The sequence below is a fragment of the Burkholderia sp. PR2 genome (genome assembly GCF_052372875.1).
GTDB classification, from domain to species: Bacteria; Pseudomonadota; Gammaproteobacteria; order Burkholderiales; family Burkholderiaceae; genus Burkholderia; species Burkholderia diffusa.
The window spans coordinates 91884-109913 of sequence record NZ_JBQRWH010000001.1 but is presented as its reverse complement, the minus strand read 5'-3'; the positions used below and the strand labels follow the sequence as shown (position 1 = coordinate 109913).

The 18030-nt window shown below is 67.0% G+C and carries 18 protein-coding genes and 1 pseudogene; 11 read left to right on the top strand and 8 right to left on the bottom strand.

What is annotated here, in order from left to right; genetic code table 11:
- Positions 1 to 91: 91 nt before the first annotated feature.
- Complete coding sequence (locus ACT2FV_RS00435; RefSeq protein WP_151048172.1) at positions 92 to 370, bottom strand: DUF4148 domain-containing protein; 279 nt, start codon at positions 368 to 370, stop codon at positions 92 to 94.
- A gap of 71 nt (positions 371 to 441) precedes the next feature.
- Positions 442 to 786: a DUF4148 domain-containing protein gene (locus ACT2FV_RS00430; protein ID WP_059600302.1), complete on the bottom strand. Its 345-nt coding sequence runs from the start codon at positions 784 to 786 to the stop codon at positions 442 to 444.
- Between the two features lie 204 nt (positions 787 to 990).
- Here ACT2FV_RS00430 and ACT2FV_RS00425 point away from each other — a divergent pair, with 204 nt between their 5' ends.
- Positions 991 to 1680: an aspartyl/asparaginyl beta-hydroxylase domain-containing protein gene (locus ACT2FV_RS00425; RefSeq protein WP_151048171.1), complete on the top strand. Its 690-nt coding sequence runs from the start codon at positions 991 to 993 to the stop codon at positions 1678 to 1680.
- 28 nt (positions 1681 to 1708) lie between these two features.
- Here the strand turns inward: ACT2FV_RS00425 and ACT2FV_RS00420 are convergent, their stop codons facing one another.
- Positions 1709 to 2650: a LysR substrate-binding domain-containing protein gene (locus tag ACT2FV_RS00420; RefSeq protein ID WP_444502957.1), complete on the bottom strand. Its 942-nt coding sequence runs from the start codon at positions 2648 to 2650 to the stop codon at positions 1709 to 1711.
- Between the two features lie 78 nt (positions 2651 to 2728).
- Between ACT2FV_RS00420 and ACT2FV_RS00415 the strand changes: the two genes are divergently transcribed.
- From ACT2FV_RS00415 to ACT2FV_RS00405, 3 genes are all read left to right on the top strand, one after another.
- A complete protein-coding gene (locus ACT2FV_RS00415) occupies positions 2729 to 3127 on the top strand; it encodes a nuclear transport factor 2 family protein (RefSeq protein ID WP_444502956.1) in 399 nt (132 codons plus the stop codon).
- Between the two features lie 124 nt (positions 3128 to 3251).
- Positions 3252 to 3521, top strand: a complete 270-nt coding sequence (locus ACT2FV_RS00410; RefSeq protein ID WP_011659529.1) for a MoaD/ThiS family protein — start codon at positions 3252 to 3254, stop codon at positions 3519 to 3521.
- A gap of 56 nt (positions 3522 to 3577) precedes the next feature.
- The gene (locus tag ACT2FV_RS00405; RefSeq protein ID WP_444502955.1) at positions 3578 to 4726 is read left to right on the top strand and encodes a WD40/YVTN/BNR-like repeat-containing protein; all 1149 of its coding nucleotides are present in this window, start codon (positions 3578 to 3580) and stop codon (positions 4724 to 4726) included.
- 49 nt (positions 4727 to 4775) lie between these two features.
- On the opposite strand, the gene ACT2FV_RS00400 is transcribed toward ACT2FV_RS00405, so the two are convergent.
- On the bottom strand, positions 4776 to 5699 hold the full coding sequence (locus ACT2FV_RS00400) for a LysR substrate-binding domain-containing protein (RefSeq protein WP_124629776.1): 924 nt from the start codon (positions 5697 to 5699) through the stop codon (positions 4776 to 4778).
- A 158-nt stretch (positions 5700 to 5857) separates the two neighbouring features.
- Here ACT2FV_RS00400 and ACT2FV_RS00395 point away from each other — a divergent pair, with 158 nt between their 5' ends.
- Entirely contained in the window at positions 5858 to 6283 is a 426-nt protein-coding gene (locus ACT2FV_RS00395; RefSeq protein ID WP_124906306.1) for a PACE efflux transporter, read from the top strand.
- A 136-nt stretch (positions 6284 to 6419) separates the two neighbouring features.
- Here ACT2FV_RS00395 and ACT2FV_RS00390 read toward each other — a convergent pair whose 3' ends face one another.
- From ACT2FV_RS00390 to ACT2FV_RS00375, 4 genes and pseudogenes are all read right to left on the bottom strand, one after another.
- Positions 6420 to 7367 (bottom strand): choline ABC transporter substrate-binding protein, encoded by a 948-nt coding sequence (locus ACT2FV_RS00390; protein WP_059534053.1) that lies wholly within the window; start codon positions 7365 to 7367, stop codon positions 6420 to 6422.
- Between the two features lie 110 nt (positions 7368 to 7477).
- Positions 7478 to 8479 carry a GlxA family transcriptional regulator gene (locus ACT2FV_RS00385; RefSeq protein WP_124629774.1) on the bottom strand — a complete coding sequence of 334 codons (1002 nt, stop codon included), beginning with the start codon at positions 8477 to 8479 and terminating at the stop codon, positions 7478 to 7480.
- Positions 8480 to 8593: 114 nt separating this feature from the next.
- Complete coding sequence (choW, locus tag ACT2FV_RS00380) at positions 8594 to 9490, bottom strand: choline ABC transporter permease subunit (RefSeq protein WP_059819594.1); 897 nt, start codon at positions 9488 to 9490, stop codon at positions 8594 to 8596.
- Positions 9483 to 10774, bottom strand: a pseudogene (locus tag ACT2FV_RS00375) (quaternary amine ABC transporter ATP-binding protein); the annotation flags it as partial. The pseudogene ACT2FV_RS00375 and the gene choW, both read right to left, overlap by 8 nt.
- A 476-nt stretch (positions 10775 to 11250) precedes the next feature.
- On the opposite strand from ACT2FV_RS00375, the gene ACT2FV_RS00370 reads away from it, so the two are divergent.
- The 6 genes from ACT2FV_RS00370 to ACT2FV_RS00345 all read left to right on the top strand — a co-directional run bounded on the left by ACT2FV_RS00370 (position 11251) and on the right by ACT2FV_RS00345 (position 18007).
- Positions 11251 to 14649: a DUF2339 domain-containing protein gene (locus tag ACT2FV_RS00370; protein WP_444502954.1), complete on the top strand. Its 3399-nt coding sequence runs from the start codon at positions 11251 to 11253 to the stop codon at positions 14647 to 14649.
- On the top strand, positions 14646 to 15995 hold the full coding sequence (locus tag ACT2FV_RS00365) for a DUF3999 domain-containing protein (RefSeq protein WP_444502953.1): 1350 nt from the start codon (positions 14646 to 14648) through the stop codon (positions 15993 to 15995). Before ACT2FV_RS00370 ends, ACT2FV_RS00365 begins: the two co-directional genes overlap by 4 nt.
- A 78-nt stretch (positions 15996 to 16073) precedes the next feature.
- Positions 16074 to 16271, top strand: coding sequence for a hypothetical protein (locus ACT2FV_RS00360; RefSeq protein ID WP_151050912.1), 198 nt, complete (start codon positions 16074 to 16076; stop codon positions 16269 to 16271).
- A 24-nt stretch (positions 16272 to 16295) separates the two neighbouring features.
- Entirely contained in the window at positions 16296 to 16601 is a 306-nt protein-coding gene (locus ACT2FV_RS00355) for an NIPSNAP family protein (protein ID WP_059598866.1), read from the top strand.
- A gap of 311 nt (positions 16602 to 16912) precedes the next feature.
- Positions 16913 to 17563, top strand: a complete 651-nt coding sequence (locus ACT2FV_RS00350) for an NADPH-dependent FMN reductase (protein ID WP_124629771.1) — start codon at positions 16913 to 16915, stop codon at positions 17561 to 17563.
- 225 nt (positions 17564 to 17788) lie between these two features.
- Positions 17789 to 18007, top strand: coding sequence for a hypothetical protein (locus tag ACT2FV_RS00345; RefSeq protein WP_006749916.1), 219 nt, complete (start codon positions 17789 to 17791; stop codon positions 18005 to 18007).
- Positions 18008 to 18030 lie beyond the last annotated feature (23 nt).

Genomic DNA, 18030 nt, shown 5'->3' with positions numbered 1-18030 from the left:
GCAATTCGGCCAGGCCGCGTGCCGCGAACGGCATGCGTATCGCCGTACCGCGAACACGTCGGCCTGAAGACACACACGTACATGTCGACACCTAGTTGACGGTCTGCACCGGCATGACGGAAGCCGGCGCCGGCGCGGCGGGCAACGCCGCCATCCTCGCCCGATCCTGCTCGGCGAGCTTCGCCAGCGCGGCCTGAATGTCCGCGGGATATTCGCCGTCGTCCCCCTTCGACGGATCGTAGCCCGCCGCTTCCAGACGAATCAGTTCCTCGCGAACCTGGGCGCGTGTGAGCGGCGCATTCGATTGCGCGAATGCAACTTGACCGGATATCACGCCGATCATCATCAGTAGTGCGATACATGTTTTCATCATCAACTCCTTCAATCTTGCGCGGCGATCAACCTTCGTGGATTTCGGGCCGGCCGCGGCAGTCCGCTACGTCAGCTTCCGAAATACGGCGTGCAGAAGCTCTCGGGGCCCACGCACGCGGCCGAACGCGGACGCGACGGCAGTACCGTCGGCCTTCCCGCATCCGAAGTCGCGGCCGGATCGCTGCCGACCGCCGTTTCGGCCTGATGCCGAGGCATCTGTTCGGCTTGCTGCTGGAACAGCGGGCTCACGTCCGGATACGACGTATCGGTCACGAAGCGCAGCCCGTTGTTTTCGGCGTCGATCAGTTGCTGCCTGACCTGTGCGCGCGTCAGTGCCTGTGCCGACGCTTGCGGCGCGATACCCGCGAGAGAAATCGCCGCCACGGCGGCGGCCACCAGCCAATGCGTGTTCATGTTCCACTCCTTGAGAAGTCAACGAGACGACGTGCTACACCCGTATGACGACGCTGGGTGTCCGTTTATTCCCGGAATGGCGAACCGCTTGTGCCGGACGTTCATCGAGCTGTCATTCTTTCGTCAGCCGGCGTAACCTGACGTAACGCAAGCCCCACCGCGCGTGGGGCAGACTGACGACACCTTGTGGATCGCGCCTCGATCATGTCCGTCGCTTACGACTATGCAGCCGGCCTGCTTCGCGCACTGTTCGACCGTCATATCGACAGCGGTGCCGTGCTCGATTCGGCCATGTTCCCCGACGCCGAGCGATTCGTCCGCGCGTGGCCGGCCATTCGCGCGGAAGCGCTCGCCGTCGCGCGCGACCTGCCGCGCATCCCGCGTTTCCACGAGATCATGCGCGAACAGCACGACATCTCGGCCAACGATGCGCGCGACTGGCGGATGTTCATCATGCAGGCTTACGGCCAGCCGTTCCCGCGCAACCTGTCGCGCTGCCCGACCGTCGCGTCGATCGTCGCGGCGTCGCCGGACGTGTTGTCCGCGTCGCTGTCGTTCCTCGCGCCCGGCAAACACATCCCGCCGCATCGCGGACCGTTTCGCGGCATCCTGCGCGGCTATCTCGTGCTGTCGATGCCGAAGCGCGCCGACGGCACGCCGGCCGCGGTGCTGAAGGTCGACGGTCATGAATATCGGCTCGAGGAAGGCCGTTTCCTGCTGTGGGACGACACGTTCGTGCACGAGGTATGGAACGACAGCGACGAAGTACGGATCGTGCTGCTGCTCGATATCCGACGGCGCGGGATGCCGCGCTTGCTCACGTGGGTGTCGAATACGGTGATCGGCGTCGTGCGGCTCGGGATCAGGATTCGCGGGCGGTCGATTCCGGTTTAGCCAACTGCACGACGCGCGCCCTTCGCGGTCAATCCTCGCGCGCGAGACGCGTCAGAACCTCCGCGAGCGCTTGAATCGCGGGTTGCGCGGCGCGCTGCGCCGGGTAGATGAGGTAGTAACCCAGACCGTTGCGCACCACCTCCGGAAACGGCGCGACCAGCGCGCCGGCCGCCAGCCGATCCGCCGCCATGCGCGGATCGCCGATCGCGACGCCGTGTGCGTGAGCCGCTGCCGTCAACGTCAGTTCGAGCGTATCGAATACGAGCCCGGTGCCCGGGTCGATCTGCGTTGCGCCGACGGCGTCGAGCCAGCATCGCCATTCGTCTCGATTGCGCGCGGGATGCAGCAGCGTCGCATGCGCGAGATCGGCGAACGACTTCAACGACGTGCCTGCGTCGCGCGTGCACATCGGCGTAAGGCACTCGTCGAATAAAGGCACGACCACCATTCCTGGCCAGTTTCCGGTACCGCGCACGACGATGGCATCGAAATCGGCGTCGGTGAAATCCGGTGTGTCGTCCGCCGACGTGTGAATATGCAATTCGGTTCGCGGCAACGCGTGATTGAGGGCCGAGAGCCGCGGCAGCAGCCACCGGATCGCGAACGTGGAAGGCAAGCGCAACGTCAGGGTCGACGCGGAATGCGCATGGGCATGCGCGTGTTGCGCCAGTTGCGCGAGCACGTTGACGGCCACCGTCAGCAACGCGCTGCCTTCCCCGGTCAGCGTCAATCCCGACGGATGACGGACGAACAACGCACATCGGTAGTGCGCTTCCAGTTGCTGCACCTGACGGCTCACCGCACCCTGGGTCCGGCACAGATGCTCGGCGGCCCGGTTGAAACTGCCGAGTTCGGCGGCGGCGACGAACGCCTGGAACGCCGTCAGCGGCGGCAGCGCACGCGTCAGATCCGCCAGCGGATATGCGCGGGCGACATACCCGGGTTGCGGATTATTCGTTTGTTCGGTCATCGCGGCATCGCTATCGTGGTTGAACCGGTTCGCGGCGGCTGTCGCGGCAGGCTCGTCAACCATCAGCGGAGAAATACCATGGTCTCGTCGTCCGACGCACTATACACGCGGCAGGTCGATACCTACCTGAAAGCACTCGAACGCGGCGACATCGCCGAGATCTGCGCGCTGTTCGCGCCGGATGCACGGATATTCTCGCCGTTTCTCGGCTGGATGGCGCCACAGCCCTTTTTCGAAAAAGTCGCGGCGGCATCCGGACAAAGCCGGATCACGCCGCTCGACATCTGCGTCAGCACGACGGGCGCACGTCGGGCCACCGGCTATTTCGTCTACGACTGGGGACTGAAGGACGGCTCCGAGGTGCGGTTCGAGTGCGTCGACGTCTTCGAATTCGACGACGACGCGCGCATCGAGCGCATGGTCATCATCTACGACACGCATCCGGTGCGAAGTACCGTCGGCGACAAATATGCCTAGCCGGATCATTGCGCGACGCAGCAACGTCGTCGCGCCGCCGGCCGCACGGCAAATGTCGCTGCTGGCCCGATCGATCGCCTACACTACAGACCGTCTCCCCGCGCGGCTCCTGCCAGCCACTGCCATGGCCCACCTCTTCTTCGCGGCGTCGATCCAGCGCCATATCGACACGCCCGAGCGCGACGTCGACGCACGGACGCTCGGCGAAGCGCTTGAAACCGTCTTCGGCGAGCAGCCCCGGCTGCGCGGCTATATCGTCGACGACCAGGGTGCGCTGCGAAAGCACCTGTCGGTGTTCATCGACGGCCAGCCGGTACGCGACCGGCAACACCTGTCCGATGCGCTCGGCGATGCCAGCCGCGTCTATGTCGTGCAGGCGTTGTCCGGCGGATAAAGGGACGCATCTCCATCGAAACAAGCGCCCGGTCGGACTTACTGGAGACACCCGACATGAACGATCGACTGCTCGTCGCGACCCGCAAGGGCCTGTTCGTGCTACACGCCGATGGCAACGGCGGCTGGTCGCTCGGCGAGCCGCACTTCATCGGCGAACCCGTCAGCATGACGCTGGCCGACCCGCGCGACGGTACGCTGTATGCGGCGCTCAATCTCGGCCATTTCGGCGTCAAGCTGCATCGCCGGCGCGCCGGTGCCGCCGCCTGGGAAGAATGTGCGGTCCCCGTCTATCCACCGCAGCCGGCCGACGCGCCTCGGGCTAACGCCGACACACACACAGGCGCCGGCGATTCGGATGACGAAGCGCCTGCCCCGCCGCGCCCACCCTGGACGCTTCAGCAGATCTGGTCGCTCGAATCAGGCGGCGCCGACGAGCCGGGCGTATTGTGGGCAGGCACGATACCGGGCGGACTGTTCCGCTCCGACGACGGCGGCGATTCGTGGGTGCTCAACCACGCGCTATGGAGCCGCCCGGAGCGCGCCGAGTGGTTCGGCGGTGGCTACGATGCAGCCGGCATCCATTCGGTGATGGTCGATCCGCGCGACAGCCGGCACGTGACGATCGGGATTTCGTGCGGCGGCGTCTGGCAGACCTTCGACGGCGGCGCGACCTGGCGCGTCAGCGCCGACGGCATGGAGGCCGACTACATGCCGCCCGAGCGGCGCGGCGAACCCAACGTGCAGGATCCGCACCGTGTCGTCCAGTGCGCGGCCGCTCCCGATGTGCTGTGGACTCAGCATCACTGCGCGATCTTCCGCTCGACCGACGGCGCAGCGCACTGGCAGCGGATCGAAGCGCAGCCGTCGAGCTTCGGCTTCGCGGTCGCCGTGCATCCGGCAGATCCCGACACCGCATGGTTCGTACCGGCGGTGAAGGATGCGTGCCGGATTCCGGTGAACGGCCGGTTCGTCGTCACGCGCACGCGCGACGGCGGCCGCAGCTTCGAGAGCCTGTCGAACGGGCTGCCGCCCGCGCCGGCCTACGACCTCGTGTATCGGCACGGGCTTGCGGTGGACGACTCCGGCACGCGTCTCGCGATGGCGTCGACGACGGGAGGGTTATGGACGTCCGGCGACGGCGGTGAAAACTGGCGGCAGGTCTCCGCGCATTTGCCGCCGGTGTATTGCGTGCGTTTCGGGTAACGAAGGACCCGAACGCCTCACAGCGGAATGCAGGCGCCGGACCGTTGCTTCACATTCGCGGCGCGATTCGGGCCACCGCCCCACGCGTGCGCGCGATTTCCGCTTCGAGCCACTCGAGAAACCGCCTGACCTGCGGCTCGCGCTCCCGCCCGGGTCGGCATAGCGCGACGAAGCGTGCGCCGGCGAGCCGCACCGACGGCTCGATCGGCATCAACGCGCCACGCTCGACGTGCTCGGCGACCAGCACGGAACTGAGCAGCCCGACACCCTGCCCGTGCAATACCGCCTGCAACGCGTAATGCTCGTCGTCGTAGTGACGGAACACCGCGCGTTCGAGCCACACGTCCCGGCCCGCCGCACGACACCACGAGGTCCAATCGATCGACACCGGCAGCGGCGTATCCCACACGGTCTCGATCAAATCGAGGCGCTCATCCGAACGATGGGCATCGAACCCGGTAGCCGCATACGCACCAAAATACTCGTCGATCAGCGCAATCTCGTGCAGTGCCGGAAACGTGCGCGACGTCGCGCGAATCGCGAGATCGATTCGCGCGTCGCGTTCGAGATCGGCGAGCGTGTTGCCGGTCTCGACCTTGATGTTCAATTGCGGATCGACCTGCCGAAACCGGCCGAGGCGCGGAATCAGCCACATCGCTGCAAACGCCGGCGTAGTCGTCAGCACGAGCGTGCGCTCATCGGCCGCTTCGGGCCGCACCGCGTCGAGCCCGCGGCTCAGTGCAAGCAGTGCATCGTGACTCGTGCGAAACAGGCGCTCGCCCTCCTCCGTGAGCCGCACGCCGCTCGCGCCACGTTCGAACAGCAGCACGCCGATCCGGCTTTCGAGCGACTTGATCTGATGCGACACGGCCGCGGGCGTCACGGACAACTCGTCCGCCGCAGCCTTGAACGAGCCGAGCCGTGCCGACGACTCGAATACACGCAATGCGGTCAGGGGAATTTTCGAGAACACGGGGCCTCGCGGGCCGGGTCCGGCCGGGTTGAATTCGATTCAATCGGGGTGAGATTAGGTGAATTGAAGCGCTCGCGCAACGCACGTAGCCTTGCGGGACGTCGTGGCACCGTGCCGCGCAAGCAACCGTCGAGTCACCGTCGAACCGGAGAAACAACGTGCAAGGCCTACCGCGCAGGATCACGCAGGCAGTGCTCTACGAAGCGATCGCCATTTCCTGCATCTCGCCTGCGATCGCGGCGATCTTCAAGCAGGGCCTCGTCTATTCTGGCGCGCTGTCCACAACGATGTCCGCGATCGCGCTGCTGTGGAACATGATCTTCAACGCGCTGTTCGAGCGCTGGGAAGCGTCGCGCCGGCAGCCGAGGCGCACGCTCGCGCGGCGAATCCTGCATGCGACCGGATTCGAGGGCGGGCTGATCTTCATTCTCGTGCCGGTCGTGTCGTGGTGGCTCGACATCTCGTGGTTCGACGCGTTCGTCGTCGACATCGGGCTGTTCGCGTTCTTCTTCTGCTACGCGTTCGTGTTCCAGTGGGCATTCGATCGCGTGTTCGACGTGCCGGCGGCGACGAAGGAATCGTGACGTTCGTTCGCGGCCGGGCGCTTCGCCGATCGGCTCCAGGCCCGAAAACAACGCGGCCCGCCCGCGCGATACGGGAGGGCCGCGTTTCATCGCGCCGGCGCGCCGCCTTCAGCGAGCGCGCGGTTCGTCTCGTCGCTCAATGCACGCCGAGATACGCCTTCACCGCCGGCAGACCCGGCTTGCCGTCGATCGTCGTCACGCCCGCGAGCCACTTGTCGAGCGCCTGCGGATTCGCCTTCAGGTACTCGGCCGCCGCCTTGTTCGGATCCTCCTTGTTCATGATCGGCACCATCACGTGATTCTCGATCGTCGTCGTGAACTGCAGGTTCGACACGAACTTCGCGACGTTCGGGCAGCGCTGCGCGTAGTCGGGCGGCGTGGCCGTCAGCACCTTCGCTTCGCCGTAGTTCGGGCCGAACACGTCGTCGCCGCCGCTCAGGTAGTCGATCTTCATCTGCACGTTCATCGGATGCGGTTCCCAGCCCAGGAACACGATCCACTGCTTGTCGCGGATCGCGCGATTCACCTCGACCAGCATCCCGGCCTCGCTCGACTCGACCATCTTGAACTTGCCGAGGCCGAACTGGTTGCCGTCGATCATCTTCTTGATCAGCAGATTGCCGTCGTTGCCCGGTTCGATCCCGTAGATCTTGCCGTTGAGCTTGTCCGCGAACTTCTGGATGTCGGCGAACGACTTCAGGCCGCCCTGGTACACGTAGTCGGGCACCGCGAGCGTGTATTTCGCGCCGGTCAGGTTGGGCGTTGCGAGCACCTTGATCGTGCCGGCCTTCGTGAACGGCTGGATGATCGGATCCATCGTCGGCGACCAGTAGCCGAGGAACACGTCAATCTGCTTGCTCTTGATGCCCGCGAACGTGATCGGCACCGACGCGATCGTCTTGGTCGGCGTGTAGCCGAGCCCCTGCAGCATCGTCGATGCGAGACCAGTGGTGGCCGCGATGTCGGACCAGCCGACGTCCGCGAAGCGCACGTTCTTGCATACGGGCGGGTCGGCCGCATAAACCGCCGACATCGGCGCTGCAATCCCGATCCCGCATGCCGCTGCGATCAATAGGCGCTTCATCTGTCTTCTCCTCAAAGTGACGTCGTTTTTCATGAGTGCGGGATCGAGTGTTGAAACCGCGTGCCGAGATCCCGGCGGCGTCGCGGACCGAATGGCTCGCGCGGGTCGCGTCAGCGCCCCGGCAACCGTCGCTCGTAGCTCGGCGCGTGACCGAATTGCGCGCGATACGCCTTGCTGAAATGACACGGCGAATGGAATCCGCACGTCGTCGTCACGCGCGCGATCGATGCGTCGGTCGTGCGCAGCAGGTCGCGCGCGCGCTTCAGACGCAGCGTCAGGTAATAGTGGGTGGGCGACACATTCAGGTAAACCTTGAACATGCGCTGCAGGTGCCGCTGCGAAAGCCGCACGAGCCGTGCGAGTTCCTCGAGCGAAAGCGGCTCCTCGATGTTCGCCTCCATCAGCCGCACGACCTCGATCAGCTCCGCGCGCGAGAAACCGACGCGCGCATCGACGGGAATCGGCTGCGTGTCGGTCGAACTGCGGATGCGCTCCAGGATGAACTGCTCGGACACCTGCGCGGCGAGCTGCTGGCCGAAGCGCATGCCGACGAGGTTCAGCATCAGGTCGAGCGGCGCGGTACCGCCGGTGCAGGTGAGCCGGTCGCGATCGACGACGAACAACTCGTCGGCGAACCCCACCCGCGGAAACTCCGCATGCAGCGCGGACAGGTTCTCCCAGTGCACGGTGCAGCGATAGCCGTCGAGCAGACCGCCCGACATCAGCGCATACGCACCTGTGCAGATGCCGCCCAGCGGCAGCCCGCGCTCAGCGAGCGCGACGAGCGTGTCGCGCGCGCCGTCGTCGACCACGTCGCGGATGCGGATCCCGCCGCACACGATCATCACGTCAGGCAGGTTCGTGTAGTCGAGCGCCTGGGTCGGCCGCACCGCGATGCCGTTGCTGGCATGCACGGGCGCACCGTCGAGCGAATAGATCGACCACTGGTAGTGGTCGGATCGCCCGACGTAGTTCGCCATCCGAAGCACTTCGACAGCGCTCGAGAACGCGATCATCGAGAAATTCGGCAGCGTCAGGAAGCCGAAATGGGCAAGGGACGAAACCGGTGAAACGCAAGCGGCGGGCACGGCGGCAGCGGCGGCGGACGTCACATCGGGCTCCTGGCGAATTGAGCAGGTTGCACGCGGCCAGCCCCATGGCAAACGCCACGGAAGCCGGTATCGAATCAGGGGAGGCGGCCGGAGGGCGAACCGGCCGCCGGTTGCTTACGCTTGCGCGGGCGTGGCCTTCGCGCGGAACAGTTGCTTCAGGCCCGAGAACAGCGGTGCTTTCACGGTGCCCGGCGCGCGGCCGAAGCTCTCGGTGATACGGTCGAGAATGATCGCGAGCAGCACGACCGACAGACCGCTTTCGAAGCCGAGGCCGATGTCGAGGCGCTGGATACTTGCAAGGACGTCGTTGCCGAGGCCGCCCGCGCCGACCATCGATGCGATGATCACCATCGACAGCGCCATCATGATCGTCTGGTTCACGCCCTGCATGATCGACGGCAGCGCGTTCGGGAACTGGACCTTGTACAGCAGCTGCCACGGCGTGCAACCGAATGCCTGGCCTGCTTCGACGATCTCGCGGTTCACGTGACGGATGCCGAGGCTCGTCAGGCGCACGGCCGGCGGCATCGCGAAAATCACCGTCGACAGGATCCCCGGCACGCGGCCGAGACCGAACAGCATCGCGGCCGGAATCAGATACACGAACGCCGGCATCGTCTGCATCAGGTCGAGAATCGGACGCACGATCGCGGCGACCCACTTGCTCTTCGCCGCCCAGATGCCGAGCGGAATGCCGAGCACGAGGCTGACGATCGTCGACGACAGCGTGAGGCCGAGCGTGATGACCGTCTGGTCCCAGAAGCCCGTCGCGAAGATCAGCAGCAGCGACGCGGTGGTGAACAGCGCGAAGCGCCAGCCCACGCGCCACAGACCGACACCGATGAAGATCGCCATCATCAGCCACATCGGGATCGCCTGCAGGCTGTGCTCGACGAATGCGGCGAGGCCCTCGATCGCGCGGCCGATCGTATCGAACGTCGCCGCGTCATGGTCGAGCAAGTAGTGAACGGACTGGTCGACCCAGCTACCGAGCGGAATCATTTCAGACATGGGAGCCTCGCGAGCGCGTGATGGCCTTCAGGATAAGTGCGCGGTCGACCGAGCCGCAGTAGCAGCCGTCGTCATCGACGACGGGCAGTGCATTCGGGCTCGCGACGACGCGCGCGACGACATGTTCGAGCGACGCATCGCGCCGGATGCTTTCGATCGGCCGCACGGACGGCGTGTCCTGACCGATCGCCTCGCGCGTGACGAAGCCGCGGATCTTGCGGGCGGCGTCCAGCACGAACGCGTATTCGGCACTGCCGTTCAGCGTCGCCGCGACGTTCGCGGCATCGCACTTCGACATGGTCGGCACGGCGCCCGTCTGCATCAGGTCGCCCGCCGTCAGATAGCGGCTCGTGTCGATGCCGTCGAAGAACGCGCGCACGTAGTCGTCGGCCGGGTTCGCGATGATGTCCTGCGGCGTGCCGACCTGCACGAGCCTGCCGCCTTCCATGATCGCGATGCGGTTGCCGATGCGCAGCGCCTCTTCCAGATCGTGCGACACGAACATGATCGTGCGGCGCTGTTCCTTCTGCAGTTGCAGCAGCACGTCCTGCATTTCGCGGCGCTTGAGCGGATCGAGTGCGGAGAACGCCTCGTCCATGATCATCAACGACGGATTCACGGCCAGCGCGCGGGCCAGGCCGACGCGCTGCTGCATGCCGCCCGACAGCTCCGACGGCAGCTTGTGCGAGAACGGTGCGAGACCGACCTGCTCGAGCACCTCCATCGCACGGCGTTCGCGTTCCTTCTTGCCGATGCCTGCGACCTCGAGGCCGAACGCGGCATTCGATACCACGGTGCGATGCGGCATCAGCGCGAACGACTGAAACACCATGCTCATGTCCTTGCGGCGCAGCGCCGTCAGCGCGGAGCGGCGTGCCGACGCGACGTCGAGCCCGTCGATCAGCACCTTGCCGGCGCTCGGATCGACCAGCCGGTTCACGAGGCGGATCAGCGTGGATTTGCCGGAGCCGGACAGGCCCATCAGCACGAATATTTCGCCTTCCTGCACGTCAAACGATACGTTGTGCACACCGACGACCTGACCGGTACGCTTGAGCACATCATCTTTCGTCGCGCCGGCAGCGAGCATGTCGAGTGCCTGCTGCGGGTTGCTTCCAAATACCTTGCACAGACCTTCGACCACGACCTTGGGGGCATCCATCGAAACCTTCTCCTCGTGTAGCGGGGACTCACGCATCGCATAGCGTGCCTACATAGTTGCCAGAAAAAACCCCGACCTGCCGACGAATTACGACAAACGCTTGCGCAAATACGACACACCCGGCGGCCACGCCGCGCGTGGCACGGCGCTCGGCGGCACTCGATTGCGGCGATGCAATACGCGCAAGGCCAATAGTGGCGGGCATCTCGAGCATGACTTGTGCGCAGCAGCGCGACGCGCAAGCGGTGTCGTTTTGCATCAACCCGCGGAGGCCGCGCGTCGCTTTGCGACAATTCCACGTCCGATCGGACGACCTCGTCTGCCCCGTTCGTGCGAAAAGAATGGTCGTACGAAACCCCGCATCGCGAACGTGCGACAGCCACGATTCGCAGCCCGCCCGCAACCCAGAAAATCCCCCATGGCCATTGTGATACATTGCCGGCAAACACGCTGATCGCGACGTCGCCGCGCGCCTTGGGCGTGGCGCTGCGCCGACGGCGTGCGCATGCCGGTTCGCCTGCCGGCCATACTGAAACAGCCTCGATCGAGCCGTGCGCCGATCGAAGGACGATAACGAAATGAGAGAGGGAGCAAGGCGATGAATTGGGCTTTTGCCGCAATCGGTTTCATCGTGGGCGGTATCGCCGCATTGTTCGGGGATTTCTCCGCCGCCAACGGCACGCTGCTCGGCGCGGCGGTGGGGTTCTGCATCGGTCACGCGCTGCAGCAACGCAAGCGCAAGAGCGGCGGCACGATACCCGACGCATTCGCGATTTACACCAATCCCGCGACACCGCAACCCGCCCCCGTGCCGCTCGCTGATCGCGTCGCGCGCCTCGAAGCGACGGTCGACACGCTCACGCGCGAGCTCGATGTGCTGCGCGGTCAACTCGCGGGCGCGAAGGCCGGTGCCGCCACGACCGGCAGCGCCGCGCAAATGCCACCGGCGATGCCCGCCACCGTCACGCCTTCACCCGCCGCAATGCCGCCGCGGCCGTCCGTGCAGCCGGCCGTCGCGCGCGCCGGCGTGACGCCGTCGACGTCCATCCCGGCTCCCGCACCGGCAGTCGCCACACCGACGAGCGACGCGACCGCCGCTGCCGGCGCGCCGACGAATCCGCCCGCGACGACTTCGCCATCTGCCCCTCCCGCCCCGCCGAAACCCCGCGAACCCGGCATCGCCGAACGCGCGTTCCGCGCCGCGCGCGACTGGCTGCTCGGCGGCAATACGGTCGTGCGCGTCGGCATCATCGTGCTGTTCTTCGGCGTCGCTTTCCTGCTCAAGTACGCGGCCGACAACAACATGCTGCCGATCGAATTCCGCCTGGCCGGCACGGCACTCGCCGCGGCGGCGCTCCTGGCGATCGGCTGGCGCGTGCGTGCGCGCCGCGCGGCATACGGCCTCGTGCTGCAGGGCGGCGGCATCGGCATCCTGTACCTGACGATCTTCGCCGCGACCAAGCTCTACGCACTGCTGCCGGTCGGCGCGGCGTTCCCGCTGATGGTCGCGGTGTGCGCGCTGAGCGCGTTCCTCGCGGTGAAGCAGAACGCGCTGCCGCTTGCATTCATGGGCAGTGCGGGCGGCTTTCTCGCGCCGGTGCTGCTGTCGACCGGCCACGGCAGCCATGTCGCACTGTTCAGCTACTACGCATTGCTGAACGCCGGCATCTTCGCGATCGCATGGTTCAAGGCCTGGCGTCCGCTGAACCTGCTCGGTTTCGTGTTCACGTTCACGATCGGCTCGGCGTGGGGCGTGACGGCGTACCGCCCCGCGCTGTTCGCGACCACCGAACCGTTCCTGATCCTGTTCTTCCTGATGTATGTCGGCATCGCGCTGCTGTATGCGGTGAAACGCGAACTGGCGCTGCGCCACTACGTGGACGGCACGCTCGTGTTCGGCACCCCGATCGTCGCGACGGCGCTGCAGGCGGCGCTCGTGAAGGACATGCCGTTCGGGCTCGCGTGGAGTTCGGTCGCGCTGTCGGCGTTCTACGTCGCGGTCGCCGCATGGCTCGCGCGGCGCCGCGACCGTCTCGCGTTGCTGTTCGAAGCGATGCTCGCGCTGGCGGTGATCTTCGCGACGCTCGCGGTGCCGCTCGCATTTTCGGGCCCGACGACGAGTGCCGCGTGGGCGATCGAAGGCGCGGCGATCGTATGGGTCGGCGTGCGCGAGAAACGCCTTGCGCCGTTCGGCTTCGGCCTGCTGATGCAGATCGCCGCGGCCGGCGCATTCTTCACGAGCCTGCTCGGGCCGGCCGACACGAGCGCGCTGCCGGTGCTCAACAGCCCGTATATCGCGATGCTGCTGATCGCGCTCGCCGGGCTGTTCACAGGCTGGTGGCTGCACGGGCGCGACGAAGCGCGCGCGTGGCACGCATGGATGCCGGACGTCGGCGCGGCGGCCGCGGCCTGGGGGCTGCTGTGGTGGCTAAGCGGCGGGCTGCACGAGATCCTCGTCTATGCGAGCCGCCACGTCGATCTGCATGCGGACCGCTTCGTCGTCGACGCGACCGCGCTGTTCGCAGCCGGCACCGCATGGCTTGCACACGTCGGGCGCCGCAAGCTCGCGTGGCCGATCGCCGAATGGCCCGCACTCGCGCTGGCGCCGGTGCTCGCGCTGCTCGCATTGCGCGCGTTCGATGCGCACGAGGCACCACTGTCGGGCATGGGCGCGTTCGCGTGGCCGATCGCCGTCATCGCATGCTATGCGCTGCTGCTGCGTCAGTCGCGCGGCACGGCGGCGGCTGGCCCGGTCGCGGGCGCGACGGGCACGTCGGCCGTGGCGGCCCTCCCCGCCCCGGTGATCGCGCCGCTGCACACGCTGATGTTCTGGACGTTGTGCGGACTATTCTCGCTCGAAGGCTTCTGGCGCCTGCGCGCGTTCGTGCCCGAAGGCGCGTGGAGCTGGAGCGCGTGGGCCTACGGCTTCGGCGCGCTGCTTCTGCTGGTTTCGGGCCCCGGCTCCCGCCTGCGCTGGCCCGTCGCCGCGTTCCCGCGTGCGTATCAGGTGTGGGGGGCCGCGCCGCTCGCCGCGCTGCTGTGGCTGTGGAGCATCGCCAGCGTGACGAGCGACGGCGATGCGTCGCCGCTGTTCTGGCTGCCGCTGCTCAATCCGCTCGACGTCGCGCAACTGCTGATCTTCGTCGCATTCGCGACCTGGCTGCGCCGCCTGAAGACACTCGGTGTCGTCTGGCATCCACTCGCGGCCGACCTGGCGGCGCTCGCGACCGTGTTCCTGTGGTTCAACGCGCTGCTGCTGCGCACGCTGCATCACCGTTTCCACCTCGCCTACGACATCGACGCCGTGCTGTCGTCGTTCGGCATTCAGCAGGTGTTCATGGTCGGCTGGAGTCTGTTCGCGTTCGCCGGCATGTGGCTGACGCGCCGCGACGGCATCGCGCGCGTGTGTGCGCTCGCGTCGTTGCCGCTGATCGTCGTGATGTGGGGCTGGACCTTCTACGCGAACTTCACGCAGGACGGCGGCAGCTGGGCGCGCGTCCCGCTGCTCAATCCGCTCGACCTCGTGCTCGTGGTGGTCTATGCGCTCGCCGCGTCGTGGTTCGTGCGCGCGCGCAAGCTCGGCTGGTCGTTCGGCAACTACCGCGTCGAGTTGCTCGGCGCGGCCGGCGCGACGGCCTTCCTGTGGCTGAACGCAATCCTGTTGCGCACGCTGCATCACTGGACCGGCGTGCCGTACGCGTTCGATGCAATGGCAGAATCGACGCTCGTGCAGGCGTCGGTTTCCGTGTACTGGACACTCTGCGCGCTCGCGACGATGATCTGGGCCACGCGCCGCGGGTTGCGTCCGCTGTGGTTCGTCGGCGCCGCGCTGCTCGCGCTCACGGTGATCAAGCTGTTCCTGTTCGACCTGTCGCACGTCACCGGCATCGAACGTATCGTGTCGTTCATCGGTATCGGCATCCTGCTGCTGTTGATCGGCTATTTCTCGCCGCTGCCGCCGAAGGCAGCGGCCCAACGGGATGATCACCAACCATGAAGCGACTCGCAGCCCTGCTCGGCCTGAGCCTGCTGACGTCGTTCGCGGCGGCCGACGGCACGCCCGGTGCCGAACGCGTTGCCCAACGCTTCTCGCTGGATCTCGACGGCACCGCCGCGTATTACCAGCTGACCGTGCCGCAGACCGTCTATGCGGCCAGCCGGCGTGACGATCTCGGCGACGTGCGCATCTTCAACGGCAGCGGCGAGCCCGTGCCTTACTCGCTCGATGCGCCAGCGGCGGCGGCCGTGCCGCCGTCGCGCACGCCGGTACAGTGGTTCCCGCTGCCTCCGGCGCGCGCCGACGACGGGCACGCACCGCTCGGCGTGTCGGTTGCGCCGGACGGCTCGCTGCACGCAGCCGTCACCGCGCCGGCGCGCGCGAAGCATGCGGCCGATCTCGTCGACCTGTCGCACGCGGACGGCGAGGTCGACGCACTGCTCGTGCACATCAGCGACGACAGCTACCAGGGGCGTGTCGCAGTCGCGGCGAGCGACGATCTGCGCAGCTGGCGCTCGCTCGGCAGCACGCAATTGCTGAAGGTCGGGCGCGGCGGCGACATGCTGATGCAGGAACGCATCGCGCTCGAAGGCACAGGGCCGCGCTACCTGCGGCTCGACTGGCTCGACGGCGCGCCCTCGATCGGGTCGATCGAGACCGAAACGCGACCGCACGATGCACGCACGGCGGACAGCGCGGCCGTGCCGCGCCAATGGCGCGAAGCCGCGCACGTGTGGGCCGGCAGTGCGCCCGGCGAGTATCTGTTCGACACCGACGGCGCTTATCCGGTCGACCGCGTGCGCATCGACCTTCCACAGCCGAATACGGTTGCGCGCGCAACGCTGCAGAGCCGCCCCGACGCGCAAACGCCGTGGCGCGACGTCGCCGGCGGGGTGCTGTTCCGGCTGCAGGGCAAAGGTGGCGAACAGCGCAACCCGCCGCTGGCGTTCGCGTCGAATCCGGATCGCGCGTGGCGAATCGTCGTCGACATGCGCAACGGCGGGCTCGGCGGCGGCCAGCCGTCCGTCGTGGTCGGCTGGCATCCGGCCGCCCTGACGTTCGTCGCGCGCGGCACGCCGCCGTTCACGCTCGGCGTCGGCAATGCGTCGCTGCCTTCGTCGGCCGTGGGCCGCGATGCGCTGCTGGTCGGGATGGCGCCGGAAGTGCGGCCCGCGCGCGTCGGCGCGGCCCTGCCGGTCTCGGCGGCCCCGTCGGAGCCGGCCGCCGATAAGGACGCGATCCGCCGTTACGTGCTGTGGGGGGCGCTGGTCGTTGCGGTCGGCGTGCTCGGCACGATCGCATGGCGCCTCGCGCGCGGCAGCGACGCGCACACACGTGACGATTGATACCACGCCGGCACGACGAATCAGGCCGCAGTCGCGCGCCGCGAGGCGTCGCAAGAAGTGGAACGATGGCGCGACGGTGTGCATGCGCATGCGTTCGGCGCCATCGAACACGTGGCGGCACTCACCGATCGTTGCGCCCGCAAGCAGTCCATGACGCGCACGTCGGCGTCGACGCAGGTCGGCACGCGCGAAACCTTCGCCCGCGATGCACGAAGCGGGCGCGAGCGCGGCCGGCTCCTCGTTGACACGCCCGGTGACGCGATCCAGACTCGCTGATCCTCAACAGCACCGCGAGCGCCCATGGTCACCTGCTTCCTTCGCTACGTCATCGATCCGTACAAACTCGAGCAGTTCGAAACCTACGGCAAGATGTGGATTCCGCTCGTCGAGCAATTCGGCGGCACGCATCACGGCTACTTCCTGCCTTCCGAAGGTGCCAGCAACATCGCGCTCGCGATGTTCTCGTTCCCGAGCCTCGCCGAATACGAACGCTACCGTGAGCGCTCGAAAACCGATCCCGCCTGCCAGGCCGCGTTCCGGTATGCAGAGGAAACGCGCTGCATCGTCAGCTACGAGCGCAGCTTCTTCCGGCCGGTGTTCGCGTAACGTCGCATAACGCCCGCGCATCGCACCCCCTTTCCGGCGCCGGACGAAAAAAAGCCCCGCCTGCATCCGCGCGGCGGGGCCAACCCATGTCAGTAGAGACATCATGGAGGAGACGGGCCCATCTTATCGAACGCGGCACGCCGTCCCAACCAAGCATTTCTGCTATCCATCTGCGTCGCCGCGCGCACGTTCGCCCCGCGTGCATGGCATATCGATAGAACGAAAAGTCGTTTTCAGAGTGACGGCGGGGTCGTTACCATCTGGTTTTAAGCCTGTGCTTAGCCGGGCAAGCCATCCCCTAGGAGCGCCCCTTGACTGCATTCGATCAACACCGCCGCCCGTTCGTGGTCGGCATCGGCGGGACCACCCGAGCCGCGTCGTCGACCGAGCGCGCGCTGTCGTTCGCGCTGCGCGGCGCGCAGGCCGCCGGCGCACGCACGCGACTGTTCGACGGCCCGTTCCTGCATACGCTGCCGCACTACGCCCCCGAACACAAGACGCTGACCGACGCGCAGCGAGAGCTGATCGACACCGTACGCGAAGCCGACGCGATCATCATCGCGACGCCCGGCTATCACGGCGGCGTGTCCGGCCTCGTGAAGAACGCGCTCGACACGCTCGAGGAACTGCGCGCCGACGAGCGCCCGTACCTCGACGGCCGCGCCGTCGGCCTGATCGTCACGGCCTACGGCTGGCAGGCCGCCGGCACCGTGCTGACGTCGCTGCGTTCGATCGTCCACGCGCTGCGAGGCTGGCCGACCCCGTTCGGCGCCACCGTGAACACGCTCGAAACGCGCTTCGACAGCGCCGACAGTTGCTCGGATCCGAAGGTCGTCGCGCAGCTCGAAACCGTCGGCTCGCAAGCAGCCGAATTCGCGCTCGCGTTCGCGTCGCATCGCGCGGCCGCGCATGCCGCATCGGTCGACGCGCTCGCCCCCGTGCTGAAGATCGCCAACCAGTAACCCTAGCCTCCCCGCCGCCCGCGCCCGGCCGACGACGTTCGCCGCGCGCGGGCGCGCGTGTCCGGCCGTCCGGCGCGCATCGCGACGTCGTCCCCCATGCTTCATGCCGGCTCGCCGCGCCGATAACGATCCGGCCCGCCACGTGATTTGCATTGGCCGAAAGATTGGTTCACGCGTGCCGCGCGTTTTCGTACGCTGAAAGCCCGAACCTTCCATGCGCACGCCATGAACCGCACGATCCGCTACAAGGGCTACGAAGTCGCCCCCGCTGCCGCCCGGCTGCCGAACGGGCTGTTCGCCGCGAACCTGACGATCGAGAAGGCAAGCGGCGGTCCGTCGCCGCGCGCCGTGTCGTTCGACGCGATCGATTTCTTCTTCGAAGAGGAGCACGCGCTGGCGTACGCGTCCCGCTGGGGACGCCTCTGGGTCGACACGCAGGCCTGAGCGCAGCGCGGGGCGGCTCGAAA